Raw genomic sequence first — 16,603 nt, 5'->3', positions numbered from 1 at the left:
CGATTTCAAGCAACCGACGATTGCCCGTAGTTCGCATACGATGCAACCCAAAGGCGAGCGCGGAGCGCCCCGTATTTTCCGCCGGACGGCGGCGAGACGCGAAACCCGCGGATTTCAGGCGCCGGCAATCGATTGAACCATGCGCCGGCTCCCGCTAAGAATAGGCGTCTGTTTCGCCGAGCATCGTTCAAGACGTGAGATTGATTTTCCTGTTAGCGTTAACGGTGCTGGCATCGGTCGCGCCGGCTTTCGCCCAATCGCCCGACGTCCCTGTTTTCTGGAACGACAAGGAGCAGCTTCCAAATCCCGACCTTAGCGGTCGCGAGCGCATCCGCTTCCTGACGACAACCGACTTCGCCCCGTTCAACTTCCTCGACGCCGGCGGCCGCCTGTCCGGCTTCCATGTCGATCTCGCCCGGGCGATCTGCAAGGAACTCAAGGTTTCAAACCGGTGCCAGATACAGGCCGTGCCATGGGCCGAACTCGACGGCGTTCTCGCGGCGCGTCAGGGGGAAGCGATCATCGCCGGCATCGCCATCACGGCCGAGAACCGGGCGAAATACGCCTTCACGCGACCCTACCTGCAGTTTCCCGCGCGCTTCATCGTCGGCAAGGCGTCGACAGGCGGGGAACCGCTGGCCGAAACACTGAAGGACCGCCGTGTCGGCGTTGTGGCGGGATCGTCGCATGAGAGGATGCTCCGGGACTATTTTCCCGAAGCGCGCGCCGTCACCTATTCACGCATCGAGTGGATGCTCGACGATCTGAAGGGAAACAAGATCGATGCCGTCTTCGGCGACGGCATGCGGCTCGGCTTCTGGCTGGCCGGGCCGGACGGCAGCGCCTGCTGCAAATTTGCGGGCGGCCCCTATCTCGCGGCCGAATATCTCGGGCGAGGCCTGGCGATCGCGGTAAAGCCCGAAGACGCAGAGCTCGCACAGGCCTTCGACTATGCGCTGCGCGAGATCGGCGTCAAAGGCATTTTCGCCGAGCTTTACCTGCGCTACTTCCCGGTCGGCTTCTTCTGATCGGAATCTTTCCGATCAGTTCAGGCAAGCATGCGGTGCCGCGCCTTTGCCGCGCGCTCGATGGCGGTGCAGATTTCGGGCTCGACCTCGAGATGGCTGCGCAGCATCTGCATGATGCGGGCTTCCTCCATGCGCATTTCCAGATCGACGGCCGCAACCTCGAAAGCCGCCGCATAGGCCGTATCGTGCAGATGCACGGGGACCGCCTGCGCGGCTTCCGTCAGCACCTTGTTCAGCCCGCCCTTCTTTTGCAGCTGCGCCTGACAGTCCTGCGCTGCCTTGAGCAATTCGTTCTGGTCGAAGTCGGCGAAGATCGGCCACGTCTTCACGACCTCGCCGATGCGCGCCAGTTCGACATCGGTCATGTCACGGTCGGACGCGGAGGTGATCACCATCAGGTTGATGATGGCTTCATGAGCGGTGGGCAGCGGCACGGTGGTCCCTCGATTGGAATGGTCCAGACTCTAGGAATGCGGTGGCGGGGGTTCAAGGAAATTCCCGGTCGTCGTTGACGCATGGCGCTTCGGCGCATAGAGCATGCGCCCGTGCCGCAAAGCCGGCTATCCACCGGGAATTCAGCCCAGGAATCCAGAAATGTCGCGATCCAGCCTGATCGACCTGTCGCCCGATATGCTTGCCGCAGCCGCGGAGAGCAAAGCCTGGCCGTTCGAGGAAGCGAAAAAGATCATCGACCGCTACAAGGGCCGCGATTTTCCAGAAACCGTCCTGTTCGAGACCGGCTACGGGCCGTCCGGCCTGCCGCATATCGGCACGTTCGGCGAGGTGGCGCGCACCACCATGGTGCGGCACGCCTTTCGCGTGCTGACCAGGGATCAGGTGAAGACGAAGCTGCTCTGCTTCTCCGACGACATGGACGGCATGCGCAAGATCCCGGACAACGTGCCGGACCGCGCATTTCTGGAGCCCTATCTCCAGATGCCGCTGACGGTCGTGCCGAACCCGTTCGGCGGCGACTACGAGAGTTTTGGTCATCACAACAATGCGATGCTGCGGCGTTTCCTCGACACGTTCGGCTTCGACTACGAATTCGCCAGCGCGACGGATTACTACAAGTCGGGACGTTTCGACGAAGTGCTGCTGCGCGCCACCGAGAAGTACGACGACATCATGAAGGTGATGCTGCCGACGCTGGGCGAGGAGCGCCGCGCCACCTACAGTCCGTTCCTGCCGATCTCGCCGAAGAGCGGGCGAGTCCTCTACGTGCCGATGAAGCATGTCGACGCGAAGGCCGGCACCGTCACTTTCGACGACGAGGACGGCGCCGAGACAACGCTTCCCGTCACCGGCGGCAAGGTGAAGATGCAGTGGAAGCCGGATTTCGGCATGCGCTGGGCAGCGCTCGGCGTCGATTTCGAGATGTTCGGCAAGGACCACCAGACCAACGCGCCAGTCTACGACCGCATCTGCAACATTCTTGGCGGACGCGCGCCGGAGCACTTCGTCTACGAACTCTTCCTCGACGAGTACGGCCAGAAGATTTCCAAGTCGAAGGGCAACGGCCTCACCATCGACGAATGGCTGACCTACGCCACGACCGAAAGCCTCGCGCTCTACATGTTCCAGCGGCCGCGACAGGCCAAGAAGCTCTATTTCGACGTGATCCCGAAGGCGGTGGACGAATATTACTCCTTCCTCTCCGCCTATCCGAAGCAGGCCTGGAAGGAGCGTCTCGGCAATCCGGTGTGGCACATCCATAGCGGTGAACCGCCGGCGATCGACCTGCCGGTGAGCTTCGCGCTGCTGCTCAACCTCGTCAGCGCTTCCAACGCGCATGACCGGTCGGTGCTATGGGGGTTCATCTCGCGCCATGCGCCGGGCGTGACGCCGGACACGCATCCGGAGCTGGACAGGCTTGCAGGCTACGCCATCCGCTACTTCGAGGATTTCGTGCGGCCGACCAAGGTCTACCGTGCGCCGGACGAGGTGGAGCGCGAGGCGCTGGCCGCGCTCTCGGACGCTCTGGCAGAACTGCCGGCGCAGGCCGATGGCGAGGCGATCCAGAACGCCGCGCTCAACGTAGCCCGCAGGATCGAGCGCTATCAGGACCATTCCAAGCAGAGCCCGGAAGGCGGTCCCGGCGTGTCGGTCGCCTTCTTCCAGATGATCTACCAGGTGTTGATCGGGCAGGAACGCGGCCCGCGCTTCGGCTCTTTCGCGGCGCTCTACGGCATCGACAACACGCGCGCGCTCATTGGGCAGGCGCTGGCTGGTCAGTTGGCGGCGTAGGCGCCTCGAAGGACGAGCCACCGTCGTCCGGCACGAGGATTTCGATCGACGGCGTGTCGCGCACCGTCGCATCGATAGGCGGGTAGGATTGCGGCAGCGCCGGCAGGCCGGCCTTGCTCGGCGGCGGGCCGAAGACGCCGGCCTTCCGCTCTTCCGCCTTCTTGCCGGCTTCGCCATAGGGGCCGGTCGCGGCGGCGCGCGCCCATCCGTTCGAGACCAGCCACTCGCCGACGTCTTCCTTGCCGATCCGGCAATCCGCGGCGATCATTTCGCGGTCCGGCTCGGGCGGCACGACGCAGGTCGGCGAGCGACCGCGCAGAAAGGCGCGGAAGGCGGTGCGTGCGTAGACGCCGCAATCCCAGTCCTTGCCTTCGTAGCTGCAACTCTCGCCCGCCGTCACCGGGTCGATCCCGGCAATCGCGACGCGGTAACCCATCGCCTCGATCACGCCGGCTGACGGCGCGACCGCGCGGTGCAGGATGGTGCCCTTCCACTCGCCCGGCGGCTTCGGTTTCGGCGGCAGCGCCAGCGACAGTTCGCTCAGCGGCTCGCGCGGCGCGACGCGTTCGAAACCGGACGTGTCCGGTGTCGCTCCGGTGCTGTCGGTCGTGCCGGATTCGGGTGTCGTGGCCGAGGGGCCCATCGGAGCCTCGCCGCTGGCCTGCTCGTCATCATCGGCCGGAATCTCGGTCGGCAGGTCGTCCATGTCGATGGTGACCGCCGGCTGTTCCAGCGAGCGGCCGCCGACATAGGCAAGCGCGCTCAAAAGCACGAAACCGGCAACCGCGCCGGCGGCGACAGGCGCTTTCATCACTGGCTCGCCCAGAGGATGCGGGCCATCCACTCAATATCGGCGACGGCGATATGGCGGTCGGGATGTTCCGGATTGAGCGACTTCAGGTCGATCGCCTTGGCCGTGCGCTTTTCAAGCACCTTGGCCATCACCTCGCCACCGACCGTGCGCACCACGACGCGATCGCCCTGCCGCAGCGCCGCGTCGGGCTTGACGATGAGGATGTCACCTCTTCGATAGAGCGGCAGCATGGAATCTCCCTGAATGCCGAGGGCGAAGGTGCCCTCCCCGGCATTTTCCGGCAAGTCCACCAGTTCGAAGCCGTCGCCGGGCTGGAAGCCGCCATCGTCGAAAAAGCCGTTGGCCCCGGCCTGGGCGAAACCGACCATGGGCACCACGGAATGCCGGCGCGGCGCGGACTTCGCTTCAGGAGCCGCAACCCTGACGAGGTCCATGAACTCGTCCAGCGACGCGTTCGTCGCCTCCATGATCTTCGAAAGCGATTCCGTGGAGGGCCAGCGTGGACGGCCGTCCGCCGACATGCGCTTCGACTTGTTGAATGCGGTGGAATCGAGCCCGGCGCGCTTGGCAAGGCCCGAAGCGGAAAGCTGGTAGCGCGCGGCAAGAGCGTCGATCGCGGCCCAAACGCGCTCGTGGGAGAGCATCGCGTCGTCCTTTCGACAGGAAAATATGCCTTTTCTATTACCCCGCGCCGGCGCGCCTGTCCATGCGGAGAAAGACAGGAAGAGGAGTTTTTGCCCGGCTATTCGGCCGGCTGCTCCGCCGGCGCGCGCGCCGCTTCGCGTATCCGTCTGCGCTCGCGCATGTAGCCCCATTGCTGATCGACCAGCACGCCCACCAGAATCACCGTGCCCATCACGGCGAAGTTGAGCGACGAGGGAATGCCGAGCAGGTTCACGAGGTTCTGCAGGATCTGGAGCAGGATGGTGCCGAGGATGACGCCGACGATAGAGCCCTCGCCGCCGCGCAGCGAGAAGCCGCCGAGAACGGCTGCGGCAATGGCGTAGAGCTCATAGAAATTCGCATGCGAGGACGGCGAAACGGAGCGCGTGTACATGGCGAAGAAGATCGCCGCGATCGCCGTCAGGCCGGCGCAGATGACATAGGCGGCGGTGATGACGGCCGTGGTGCGAATGCCTGAAAACTTCGCCGCTTCCTCGTTCTTGCCGACGGCGAAGAGATAGCGGCCGAAGACGGAGCGGTGCAGCACGATCCACGCGATCACCGCGACCACGGCGAGGACGAAGACGGAGGTCGGGATGCCCCACGGCCGCGCGACGAAGAAATCGAGACCGGGATAGATGCTGCCGAAGGGGAAGCCGGCGGTGGCGTCGGCCGTGTAGCCGCGCGAGGCGCCGCGATAGATGAGAAGGCCGCAGAGCGTCACCACGAAGGGCTGCATCCTGAGCTTGGTGATCAGGAGCCCGTGCGCGAGGCCGAGCAGCAGGCCGAGCGCCATGACGATCGCCGCGGCTATCGGCCAGGGGACGCCAAGCCGTCCGACCATGTCGACGAAAAGCACGCCGAGCAGCGCGATCATCGAGCCGACGGAAAGCTCGATGCCGCCGGTGATGATGACGAAACCCTGCGCGATCGAGAACAGACCGAACAGGCCGATGAGGTTCGCCGTGTTGGCGAGGTTGTTCGGCGACAGGAAAAGCGGGTTGCGCAGGTAGACGCCGAGCCCGACGACGAGGATCAGGATCAGGAGACCCAGGTCTTTCTTGTTCACGCCGCCGTTCCTCCGCCCTTCCCCGTATGGCCCACAGCGAGCATCAGCACGTTCTCCTCGCTGAACTGGTCGCGCGTCAGCATGCCGGAAATGCGCCCCTCATGCATCACCGCGATGCGATCCGATACGCCGATCACCTCCTCCATGTCGGAGGAGATCATCAATACCGCCACGCCGGCGTCGGCCAGACCGCGCATGATCCGGTAGATTTCGAACTTCGCGCCGACGTCGATGCCGCGCGTCGGCTCGTCAAGGATGATGACGCGCGGGTTCATCGCCAACCATTTCGCCAGCGCCACCTTCTGCTGGTTGCCGCCGGACAGCGCGCCGGTGCTCACCTGCACGTTCGGGGCGCGGATATCGAGTTCGGCCTTGCTGCGTTCGGCGCGGCTGATCTCCGCCGCCTCCGATACGATTCCGCTCCGGGAGTAGGCTTCGAGGTTCGGCAGCGTGATGTTCTGCGCGATCGAAAGGTCGAGCAGGACGCCGGCGCCCTTGCGGTCCTCGGGCACGAGGAAGAGCCCCCGCGCCGTGGCGTCCCGCGTGTTCTTCACGGCAAGCGGCTCTCCGTCCAGCGTGAGGGAACCGCCGAAGACCGGATCGATGCCGAAAATGGCGCGCGCCAGTTCGCTGCGGCCCGAGCCGACCAGCCCGGCAAGACCCAGAATCTCGCCACGGTGCAGGTCGAGGCTCACCGCCCGGCGCGGATAGGCGGCAGTCCGGATGTCGCGGGCGGAAAGCACCACCTCGCCCCTCGACGCCGCCGGCGCGGTGTAGACCACCTTGAGGTCCCGGCCGATCATCATCCTGACCATCTTCTGATAGCTTATTTCGGTGCGATCCAGCCTGCCGGCCAGCACGCCGTCGCGCAGCACGACGACGCGATCGCAGGCGCGCTCGATCTCGTTCAGGCGATGCGAAATGAAGATGACCGCTATGCCTTCCTGCTTCAGCCCGCGGATGACCTCAAGCAACTTCTCCGTTTCCTGCAACGGCAGACTCGACGTCGGCTCGTCGAGAATGATGAGCCGCGCGTCGTAGCTCAACGCCTTGGCGATCTCGACGATCTGCTGCTGCGCGAGCGACAGTTTCCGGACGGGAGCTTCCGGGCCGAAATTGGCGCCGAGCCGCTTGAGCAACGGCGCGACGGCCGCGCGCTGCCGCTCAGTGTCCACCAGATTGAGAAAGCCGTATTTGCGCGGCTCACGGCCGATGAAGACGTTCGCCGCGACGTCGAGATTGTCGAAGAGATTGAGTTCCTGATGCACGAAGGCGATGCCGGCGCCGATCGACTGGGCGACGGTCAGCGCCTCGTGCGGCACGCCGTCCACCTCTATGGTGCCGCGCTCCGGCCTCACCACGCCGCCCAGGATCTTCATCAGCGTCGATTTGCCGGCGCCGTTCTCGCCGACGATGCCGATGATTTCCCCCGGGAAAACCTCAAGATCGAATCCCGACAGCGCGACCACGCCCGGATAAGACTTGCGCACACCGGAGAGCCGCAGGAAAGGCTGTCCAGGGGCAGGCTCTGGCTGGGCAGGCATGACGGTCATGGCACAGGCGTCAAGGAGCGGCGCGGCATTGCCGCCGCGCCGGTTCGAAGGACATGCCGGTCAGCCGGCGCTCGCGATCTTGGCCTTCAGATCGGCCTCGAAATCGTCGGCGTTCTCCTTGTTGATCACCTTGGTCGGCACGATGATCAGCTTGTTCTCGGGCACGCCCGACTTGTCGCCTTCGAGATACTTCGCCATCAGCTTCATGCCCTGATAGCCCCATTCGAAGGGCTGCTGGACAACCGTCGACGCAAAGGAGCCTTCCTTGACGGCGCCGAGCGTGACCGGGTCCTCGTCGAAAGCCACGACGGTGATCTGGCCGAGCTTGCCGGCGGCCTGCAGCGCCTCGTAGATCTTCGGCGGATTGTAGGAATAGAAACCGACCATGCAGTTGATCTCGGGGTTGGCCACAAGCACGTCGTCGACATTGGTGCGGGCCTTGGTGAAGTCCACGTCGTCGCCACGTACGTCGACCAATTCGATGCCCTTGCCCTCGATCGCCTGCTTGAAGCCGGCGATGCGCTCCTTGGCGTTGTCGGCGCCGAGGAAGCCGACGAAGCCCATGCACTTGCCTTCCTTGCCGCCCATCGCCTTCACCATCTCCTCGCCCGCCTGCACGCCGGCATCGGTGTTGGACGAGCCCAGATAGGCGATGCGGTTGGACTCGGGCGCGTCCGAATCCGTCGTGAAGAGCGGCACCTGACCGGCGATGCGGTTGAAGGCGTCGATCGAATTCTTCGGATCGGCCGACGAGATCATGATTGCGTCGACGCCGGCCGTGACCAGATCGTCCATCAGGGAATTCTGCGCGGCGGCCGTACCCTGCGCCGGATAACGGAACTGGAGTTCGTAGTCGGGCAATTCGCCCTGTGCCTTCTTGACGCCGGCTTCCGCGAGCTTCCAGAAGTCGGACGAGGCGTTCACCACGAACGCGAGCTGCTTCTTTTCCTGTGCGAAGGCCGAGCTTCCGAGCAGCAAACCGGTTGCTGCGGCTGCCGCCAGAACAAGTCTGTACCTCATGCGTATCTCCTCCTTTTGCATCCGTTCACGGATCGTGAGATGGTCGCACCTCGCCGTTTCCCCTCCCGCGGGACGGTCGGCCATCAGAGGCATATTGCGCCAGCCGAAGGCGGATTGCCAGCGATTTAAAACGGTTGAACAGCGCAATCCTCCCGGTTCCCACTAAAGCGCGGGCGCATCCGGGCCGTCAAGATATTATCTGACAAATAATACAAATACAGACAGACCGGCTATTGACGCCGTCCGATCCGTCAGGTCCTATGCCTTTGTCCAGAGAGGGTCGGGCGTGGCATCCCGCCATTGCTTTCAGCCGCATTCGAGCCTATCGCGAGAATGATCCGTCAGTGCGGGGCGACGTGGCGCAGAAGCGACGATACAGTATAGAAAAAGGCGTTCCGGCAAGACAGGAAACGCCGGGGACCGGCGCGAGAATCCCGGCCGCCCGGCTCGCGCTGCCGCGCATGACCGGTGGCTCCGTGCATTCCGCGCTGGCGAACGAGATCGGTCTCAGGATCGTGCGCGGCGACTATCCGCCCGGCACCATCCTGCCCAACGAGGCGGAATGGTCGGCGATGTTCGGCGCGAGCCGCTCCGCGGTGCGCGAGGCCGTCAAGATGCTGACGGCAAAGAACCTGCTCTCGTCAAGGCCGAGGATCGGCAGTTGGGTGGAACCCCGCGAACGCTGGAACCTGCTCGATCCCGACGTGCTCAACTGGTACGCATCGTCTCCGAACCGCGAGACCTTCCTGAAAACGGTTCAGGAGTTCCGGCACATCATAGAGCCGGAAGCGGCGGCGCTGGCCGCCATGCGCAGGAGCGATGAGGAGATGCAGGCGATAAGCCGCGCCTGCGCGGAAATGGGCATGTCGCGCACGCTAAGCGAACGCACCGCCGCAGATACGCGTTTCCACATGGCGATCCTGCGCGCCGCCGGCAACGAACTGCTTTTGCCGCTCGGGGCGCTCATCGACTCCGCGCTGGAAGGGCTATTCACCTTCGTGACGCGCGAGGTCAACAATCTGCGTCATGCGCAGGACCTGCACGAGGAGATCGAAAAGAACATCAGGCTGCAGCGGCCCGCGGCAGCCCGGAAATCCGTGCTTCGGCTCTTGGCTAACACCGACAACGTCATCGCCACCCAGCGCCGGATGCCGGAAGAAACGTGAGCGGCGAGGCTGCTCGCCGCCCGCGCGAAAAAGCCGGTCACGCCGCTTTCTTCGTTTCCGCCGACCTGTAGGGATCGAACCGGCTGTAGAAAGTGTCGCCCTTCTCGGCCATGTCGACCAGCAGCTTCGGCGCCTTGAACTGCGCGCCGTATTTCTTCTGCAACTCCCTGGCGCGCTTGACGAACGCCTTGGCGCCGATGCCGTCGATATAGGAGAGCGTGCCGCCGGTGTAAGGCGCGAAGCCGAAGGCGAGGATCGAGCCGACATCCGCCTCGCGCGGGTCGGTGACGATCTTCTCCTCCATGACCCGCGCCGCTTCCAGAGCGATCACATACAGGAAGCGCTCCTTCAGTTCGCCGACGTCTATCGTGTCCGGGTCCTGCTGCCTGTAGAGGTCCTTAAGGCCGGGCCAGAGCTTCTTCTTGGCCGGCTTCGCGGGATAGTCGTAAAAGCCCTTGCCGTTCTTCCGGCCGAAACGCTCATATTTGTCGACCATGGTGTTGATGAGCGCGAACTGCTCCTTGTCCACGGCCTTCTCGCCGAGGTCGCGGATGGTCTGCTTCATGATCTTCTGCGCGAGGTCGACGGCCGTCTCGTCGGTCAGCGCCAGAGGGCCGACCGGCATGCCGGCCATCTTCGCCGCGTTCTCGATCATCGCCGCCGGCACACCCTCGATCAGCATCTGGAAGGCCTCCGCCATGTAGCGCAGCACGCAGCGGTTGACGTAGAAGCCGCGCGTGTCGTTGACGACGATCGGCGTCTTCCTGATCGCGCGGACATAGTCGATCGCCGTGGCCAGCGCCTTGTCGCCCGTCTTCTTGCCCATGATGATCTCGACCAGCATCATCCTGTCGACCGGCGAGAAGAAGTGGATGCCGATAAAATTCTTCGGGCGCTTGGAGTTCTGCGCGAGAGACGTGATGGGTATGGTCGAGGTGTTGGAAGCAAAGATCGCGGCGGACTTGAGCACCGCCTCCGCTTTCCCGGTCGCACCCTTCTTGACCTCGGCATCCTCGAACACGGCCTCGATGACGAGGTCTGCGCCCTCTATGTCGGCATAGTCGGCGGTCGGCGTGATCAGGCCGAGAAGCTTTTCCTTCTCCTCAGGCCTTGCGCGGCCCTTCTTGATCGCGCCGAGCATGAGATTGTCCGAATGCGCCTTGCCCTTCTCGGCCGACGCCACGTCGCGGTCGAGCAGCACCACCGGAATGCCGGCCTTCGCCGTGACGTAGGCGATGCCCGCACCCATGAAGCCCGCGCCGAGAACGGCGATCTTCCTGAACTTCGTCGCAGGCACATCGGCCGGACGGCGCGCGCCCTTGTTCAGCTCCTGCAGCGAGACGAAGAGCGAGCGGATCATCGTCCGCGCCTCGGTCGTCCGCACGATCTCGGTGAAGTAGCGCTGTTCGATCCTAAGGCCGGTATCGAACGGAACCAGCAGGCCCTCATAGGCGCATTTCAGGATGGCCGCGGCGGCGGGATAATTGCCGGCCGTCTCGCGGCGCAGGATGGCGATGGCCGGCGGCCAGAGATTGGCTCCTGCCGCCGAGTAAACGGGACCGCCGGGCAGCTTGAAGCCCTTCTCGTCCCACGGCGCGACCGGCTTCAGCCCGTCGCGGATCATCCTCTTCGCGGTCTCGATCAACTGGTCGGGCGCGGCGATCTGGTGGATCAGGTTCATCTGCTTCGCCTTGGCAGGCGACAGCGACTTGCCGCTGGTGAGCATTTCGAGACCGGCCTGCGGGTCGGTCAGGCGCATGACGCGCTGCGTGCCGCCCGCGCCGGGGAACAGTCCCACCTTCACTTCCGGCAGTCCCATGGTGACCTTGTCGCCATCGGCCGCAACCCGGCCGTGGCAGGCCAGCGACATCTCGAACGCGCCGCCCATGCAGGTGCCGTTGATCGCCGACACAAACGGCTTGCCGCAGGTTTCCAGCTTGCGGAACAGGCCGGTCATGCGCCCGATGCCGTCGAACAGCATCTTCATCGCGGTCTGCGGGTCCTTCGCGACCTCGTCCAGATACTGCTGCTGGAGGGCCTTGAACATGGTGAGGTCGGCGCCGCCGGAAAAACTCTCCTTGCCCGAGGTGATCACCGCGCCCTTGACGGCAGCGTCGGCGACAACCGCGTCGATGATGGCGTCGAGTTCATCCATCACCTCGACGGTGAAGACGTTCATGGAACGGTCCGGCATGTCCCATGTGATCAGCGCAATGCCGTCGGAATCGGTTTCGATGCGGAAGTTGTTGTAGTCAGCCATTCTTCAGTTTCCTCCGGCCCGCTCAAACGCGCTCGATGATCGTGGCGGTGCCCATGCCCGCGCCGATGCAGAGCGTCACCAGCGCCGTGTTCAGATCGCGGCGCTCCAGTTCGTCCAGCACCGTGCCGAGGATGATCGCGCCGGTCGCGCCGAGCGGGTGCCCCATGGCGATCGCGCCGCCATTGACGTTGATCTTCGTGGGATCGATGTCGAAGGCCTGCATGTAGCGCAGCACCACGGCGGCGAAGGCTTCGTTCAGCTCGAACAGGTCGATGTCCGAAAGCTTCATCTTCGCCCGCTTCAGGAGCTTTTCCGTCACGTCGACCGGTCCGGTCAGCATCAGCGCCGGATCGGAGCCGATATTGGCGAAGGCGCGGATGCGGGCGCGCGGCTTCGCACCGATCGTCTTGCCGGCCTTCTTCGAGCCCAGCAGCACCGCCGCCGCGCCGTCCACGATGCCGCTCGAATTGCCGGCGTGATGGACGTAATTGATCTCCTCGACCTCCGGATGGCGCTGGATGCCGACGGCGGCGAAACCGCCCATCTCGCCCGGCATCACGAAGGAAGGATTGAGCGACGCCAGCGCCTGCATGTCGGTGGTAGGCCGCATATGCTCGTCATGGTCGAGGATGGTGAGGCCGTTCTGGTCCTTTACGGGAACGACCGACTTCCTGAAATATCCCTTCTCCCACGCCTTGGCCGCGCGTTTCTGGCTTTCCACCGCGTAGGCGTCCACGTCGTCGCGCGAAAAACCGTATTTGGTGGCGATCAGATCGGCGGAAACGCCCTGCGGCATGAAGTAGGCCGGCAAGCCGACGGACGGGTCCATGAACCACGCGCCGCCCGACATGCCCATGCCGACGCGGCTCATCGATTCCACCCCGCCGGCAATGACGATCTCGTCCAGCCCCCTGGCGATCTTGGCCGCGCCGAGATTGATCGCGTCCAGACCGGACGCGCAGAAGCGCGAAATCTGCATGCCGGGCGCGCTCATCGCATAGCCCGCCTCGAAGGCTGCGGAGCGCGGGATCACGGAACCCGCCTCGCCGACCGGATCGACGCAGCCGAAGATGATGTCGTCCACCTGCGACGTGTCCAGCCCGTTGCGGTCGCGGACGGCTTCGAGGACCTTCGCACCGAGGCGCACTGCCGGCACCTCATGCAGCGAGCCGTCCTTCTTGCCGCGCCCGCGCGGCGTGCGGACTGCGTCGTAGATATAGGCGTCGGACATTATTTGCTCCTGTCTTTGTTATGCGCCTGCTTTTCCATGATCAGCGCCAGGACTGAATCGCGTTCATATTCGGTCGTCCAGACGAATGCCGAACTGCTCCAGAGCAGGTTCTCATTTAGTTTCTGGATATTCTCTCTCCGGGAGAGAGCCTGCCGCTCCCGCTCGCATTCGTCGTCAACTGACGTATCGACCTGCCCATACAAGCGTTTGACGACGCTCGCCGTGTCTCCGGCGTTGATGCCCTGGAGTCCCGATATTATGCCGTCGCGAGTGGAGGGATGCCAACTCAAGCTTGCTTTCCGGAACGCAGCACATCCTTGTTCGGTTAAGTTGATCACGACTAAGTCGTTGAAATAGACATCCTGAACGCCTTTCGGAAACATCGGCAGCTCGAATTCCATGTGCGAAAGAAACTCAACGTCCAGATACAATGCCTCGATTGCGGCTCTGTAACTACCATGGAAAAGATCTCGGTCCATTGGCCACGCATGTATCTCCCCTCCAGATACTATCGTAGCAAATGTGCCAATCATAATACTTACCACGTTCAATTATAAACCTCTCGCGATCAGCAGCTTCATGATCTCATTGGTGCCGCCATAGATACGCTGGACGCGGGCGTCGCGGTACATCCGGGCGATCGGGTATTCGTTCATATAGCCATAGCCGCCGAAAAGTTGCAGACATTCGTCGACGGCCTTGCCCTGCAGATCGGACAGCCAGTATTTCGCCATGGACGCCGTGGCGGGATCGATGCAGCCGGCGATGTGGCGCGCCACGCAGTCATTGTAGAAGACGCGGCCGATGGTGATCTCGGTCTTCAGTTCCGCGAGCTTGAACTGCGTGTTCTGGAAATCGATGATCTTTTGGCCGAAGGCCTGCCGCTCCTTGACATAATCTATGGTCAGCGCCAGCGCCCGCTCGGCCATGGCGATGGCCGTCGTACCGATCTGCAGCCGCTCCTGCGGAAGCTGCTGCATCAGCTGGACAAAGCCTTGGCCCTCCGCGCCGCCAAGCAGATTGGCGGTCGGTACGCGCACGTCGTTGAAGAACAGTTCCGAAGTGTCGTTCGACTTCAGGCCGATCTTGTCGAGGTTGCGGCCGCGCTCGAAACCTTCGACCTCGTCGGTCTCGACCACGATCAGCGACGTGCCCTTTGCGCCCTTCGCCGGGTCGGTCTTGGTGACGACGATGATCAGATTGGCGAGCTGGCCGTTGGTGATGAAGGTCTTGGAGCCGTTCAACGTGTACTGGTTGCCGCTCTTCTCGGCACGCGTCTTCACGCCCTGAAGATCGGAACCCGCACCGGGTTCGGTCATGGCGATGGCGCCGATCAGTTCGCCGGTCGCCATTTTCGGCAGCCATTTCTTCTTCTGCTCTTCCGAGCCGTAATGAAGAATGTAAGGCGCGACGATCGAATTGTGCAGACCGATGCCGAAGCCGTCCGTGCCGACATGGCTGATCGCCTCGATGATGGCGCTCTCATGGGCGAAGGTGCCGCCCGAGCCGCCATACTCTTCCGGCATGGAGGCGCAGAGCAGGCCGTTCGCGCCTGCCTTCAACCAGCTTTCGCGGTCGAATATCTCGGCCTTCTCGAAGTCCTCGTATTTCGGCGCGATCTCCGTTTCGAGGAATTTTATCGCCATGTCGTAGAGCATGGCGACGTCTTCGGTTACCCAGGCGGGCTTCGGCAGACCAAGGATTTCGGAAGGCGCCGCCATGGCTCAGAACGCCTCGGCCGGAAGCGCCATCATCGTGTCCGCGCCCGTCGAGATGCGGGCGAGATGCGCGGCGGTCTCGGGCATGACGCGTTCCATGAAATAGCGGCCGGTGACGATCTTGTTCTCATACAGAGATGTGGTTCCCGACGCGCCTTCGGCAAGCTTCGCCTCGGCCGTGCTGACCATCCGGCCCCACATGTAGCCAAGCGCCACAAGGCCGAAAAGATGCAGATAGTCGGTCGAGGCCGCGCCGGCATTGTCCGGCTTCGCCATGGCGTTCTGCACCAGCCACATGGTCGCGGCCTGCAGGTCGTTGAGACCCTTCTTCAGCGCCTTGGTGAAAGGCGCCATCTTCTCGTCGGAACGGCCCGCCTCGCAGAATTCGCCAACCTCCTTGAAGAAGGCCTGCACGGCGCGGCCGCCGTTCTGCGCCAGCTTGCGGCCGACGAGATCCAGCGCCTGCACGCCGTTGGCGCCCTCGTAGATCATGGCGATGCGGGCGTCGCGCACGAACTGGCTCATGCCGTGCTCTTCGATATAGCCGTGGCCGCCAAAAATCTGCTGCGCCATCACCGCATGCTCGAAACCCTTGTCGGTGAGCACGCCCTTGATGATCGGCGTCATCAGACCGAGCAGATCGTCCGCCGCCTGCCGCTCCTTCTCATCGCCGGAGCGATGCGCGACGTCCGACTGGATGGCCGTCCACAGCACCAGCGCGCGTCCGGCCTCGTTGAAAGCCTTCATCGTCATCAGCGCGCGGCGCACGTCGGGATGGACGATGATCGGATCGGCCTTCTTGTCGGGAGCCTTCGGACCGGACAGAGAACGGCCCTGGATGCGCTCCTTCGCGTAAGCCGCGGCGTTCTGGTAGGCGACCTCGCCGACCGCGAGCCCCTGCATGCCGACGCCGAGGCGGGCCTCGTTCATCATCACGAACATGGCCTTGAGGCCGCCATTCTCCGCGCCGAGCAGCCAGCCGGTCGCCTCGTCGTAGTTCATCACGCAGGTGGCGTTGCCGTGAATGCCCATCTTCTCCTCGATGGAACCGCAGGACACCTTGTTGCGCTCGCCCGGATTGCCGTCGGCCCCGAGAAGGAATTTCGGCACGATGAAGAGCGAGATGCCCTTGGTGCCTTCCGGCGCGCCCTCGATGCGGGCGAGCACCAGATGGACGATGTTGTCGGAGAGATCGTGCTCGCCGGCCGAGATGAAGATCTTCTGGCCAGATATCCGGTAGCTGCCATCGCCATTCGGAACGGCCTTGGTGCGGAGCAGGCCGAGATCGGTGCCGCAATGCGGCTCCGTCAGGTTCATCGTGCCGGTCCAGACGCCCTCGGCCATCTTCGGCACGTAGGCTGCCTTCTGGTCGTCGGAGCCATGCGCGATGATCGCGGCGATGGCGCCCTGGGTCAGCCCCGGATACATCATGAACGCCATGTTGGCGGCACTCATATATTCGCCGACCGCCGAGTGCACGGTGTAGGGCAACCCCTGCCCGCCATGCTCGGCAGGCACCGCGAGGCCTAGCCATCCGCCGTCGCGATACTGGCGATAAGCATCCTTGAAGGCGGCAGGCGTCGTCACGGTACCGTCGTCGGCGCGCTTGCAGCCTTCGATGTCGCCGATACGATTGGTGGGCTGGATCACTTCCTCGGCGAGTTTCGCGCCTTCCGCGAGGATCGTGTCGAGCATATCGGCACTGGCGTCGGAAAAGCCCGGAAGGTTCGCGTAGCGCTCGTAGCCGAGCACGTCCTTGAGCACGAAAAGGGTATCTTCGACCGGCGCGCGGTAGCTCGGCATGCGTTCCTCCACGTGAGACGCGTCACGACGG

14 protein-coding genes are annotated in these 16,603 nt (G+C 63.7%); 3 read left to right on the top strand and 11 right to left on the bottom strand.

Translation table 11 applies throughout. The features are described 5' to 3' along the window. Positions 1-194 precede the first annotated feature (194 nt). Positions 195-1,028, top strand: coding sequence for a transporter substrate-binding domain-containing protein (locus tag M9955_13090; protein MCO5082576.1), 834 nt, complete (start codon positions 195-197; stop codon positions 1,026-1,028). Between the two features lie 20 nt (positions 1,029-1,048). Here M9955_13090 and M9955_13085 read toward each other — a convergent pair whose 3' ends face one another. Continuing rightward, positions 1,049-1,462, bottom strand: coding sequence for a tellurite resistance TerB family protein (locus M9955_13085; GenBank protein MCO5082575.1), 414 nt, complete (start codon positions 1,460-1,462; stop codon positions 1,049-1,051). Between the two features lie 160 nt (positions 1,463-1,622). On the opposite strand from M9955_13085, the gene M9955_13080 reads away from it, so the two are divergent. Further along, positions 1,623-3,275, top strand: coding sequence for a lysine--tRNA ligase (locus tag M9955_13080; GenBank protein MCO5082574.1), 1,653 nt, complete (start codon positions 1,623-1,625; stop codon positions 3,273-3,275). Here M9955_13080 and M9955_13075 read toward each other — a convergent pair. From M9955_13075 to M9955_13055, 5 genes are all read right to left on the bottom strand, one after another. Next, entirely contained in the window at positions 3,238-4,086 is an 849-nt protein-coding gene (locus M9955_13075; GenBank protein ID MCO5082573.1) for a thermonuclease family protein, read from the bottom strand. The genes M9955_13080 and M9955_13075 overlap by 38 nt on opposite strands. Beyond that, positions 4,086-4,733 carry a helix-turn-helix transcriptional regulator gene (locus tag M9955_13070; protein MCO5082572.1) on the bottom strand — a complete coding sequence of 216 codons (648 nt, stop codon included), beginning with the start codon at positions 4,731-4,733 and terminating at the stop codon, positions 4,086-4,088. Before M9955_13070 ends, M9955_13075 begins: the two co-directional genes overlap by 1 nt. Positions 4,734-4,831: 98 nt before the next feature. Continuing rightward, the gene (locus tag M9955_13065; protein ID MCO5082571.1) at positions 4,832-5,821 is read right to left on the bottom strand and encodes an ABC transporter permease; all 990 of its coding nucleotides are present in this window, start codon (positions 5,819-5,821) and stop codon (positions 4,832-4,834) included. Beyond that, positions 5,818-7,374, bottom strand: coding sequence for a sugar ABC transporter ATP-binding protein (locus M9955_13060; protein ID MCO5082570.1), 1,557 nt, complete (start codon positions 7,372-7,374; stop codon positions 5,818-5,820). Before M9955_13060 ends, M9955_13065 begins: the two co-directional genes overlap by 4 nt. Before the next feature lie 60 nt (positions 7,375-7,434). Beyond that, on the bottom strand, positions 7,435-8,394 hold the full coding sequence (locus M9955_13055) for a sugar-binding protein (protein MCO5082569.1): 960 nt from the start codon (positions 8,392-8,394) through the stop codon (positions 7,435-7,437). A gap of 461 nt (positions 8,395-8,855) precedes the next feature. On the opposite strand from M9955_13055, the gene M9955_13050 reads away from it, so the two are divergent. Beyond that, the gene (locus tag M9955_13050) at positions 8,856-9,560 is read left to right on the top strand and encodes a FadR family transcriptional regulator (GenBank protein MCO5082568.1); all 705 of its coding nucleotides are present in this window, start codon (positions 8,856-8,858) and stop codon (positions 9,558-9,560) included. A gap of 37 nt (positions 9,561-9,597) precedes the next feature. Here M9955_13050 and M9955_13045 read toward each other — a convergent pair whose 3' ends face one another. The 5 genes from M9955_13045 to M9955_13025 form a co-directional block, all read right to left on the bottom strand. Further along, the gene (locus M9955_13045; protein MCO5082567.1) at positions 9,598-11,820 is read right to left on the bottom strand and encodes a 3-hydroxyacyl-CoA dehydrogenase NAD-binding domain-containing protein; all 2,223 of its coding nucleotides are present in this window, start codon (positions 11,818-11,820) and stop codon (positions 9,598-9,600) included. A gap of 22 nt (positions 11,821-11,842) precedes the next feature. After that, entirely contained in the window at positions 11,843-13,051 is a 1,209-nt protein-coding gene (locus M9955_13040; protein ID MCO5082566.1) for an acetyl-CoA C-acetyltransferase, read from the bottom strand. Beyond that, positions 13,051-13,452 (bottom strand): hypothetical protein, encoded by a 402-nt coding sequence (locus tag M9955_13035; protein MCO5082565.1) that lies wholly within the window; start codon positions 13,450-13,452, stop codon positions 13,051-13,053. Before M9955_13035 ends, M9955_13040 begins: the two co-directional genes overlap by 1 nt. 150 nt (positions 13,453-13,602) lie before the next feature. Further along, positions 13,603-14,772 (bottom strand): acyl-CoA dehydrogenase family protein, encoded by a 1,170-nt coding sequence (locus M9955_13030; GenBank protein MCO5082564.1) that lies wholly within the window; start codon positions 14,770-14,772, stop codon positions 13,603-13,605. A gap of 3 nt (positions 14,773-14,775) precedes the next feature. After that, entirely contained in the window at positions 14,776-16,572 is a 1,797-nt protein-coding gene (locus tag M9955_13025) for an acyl-CoA dehydrogenase (GenBank protein MCO5082563.1), read from the bottom strand. Between the last annotated feature and the right edge of the window lie 31 nt (positions 16,573-16,603).

It is taken from the genome of Rhizobiaceae bacterium, from assembly GCA_023953845.1.
Taxonomy (GTDB): Bacteria; Pseudomonadota; Alphaproteobacteria; order Rhizobiales; family Rhizobiaceae; genus Arvimicrobium.
Note: the sequence above shows the minus strand (reverse complement) of the source record. Positions and strands in the feature narration are given on the sequence as shown.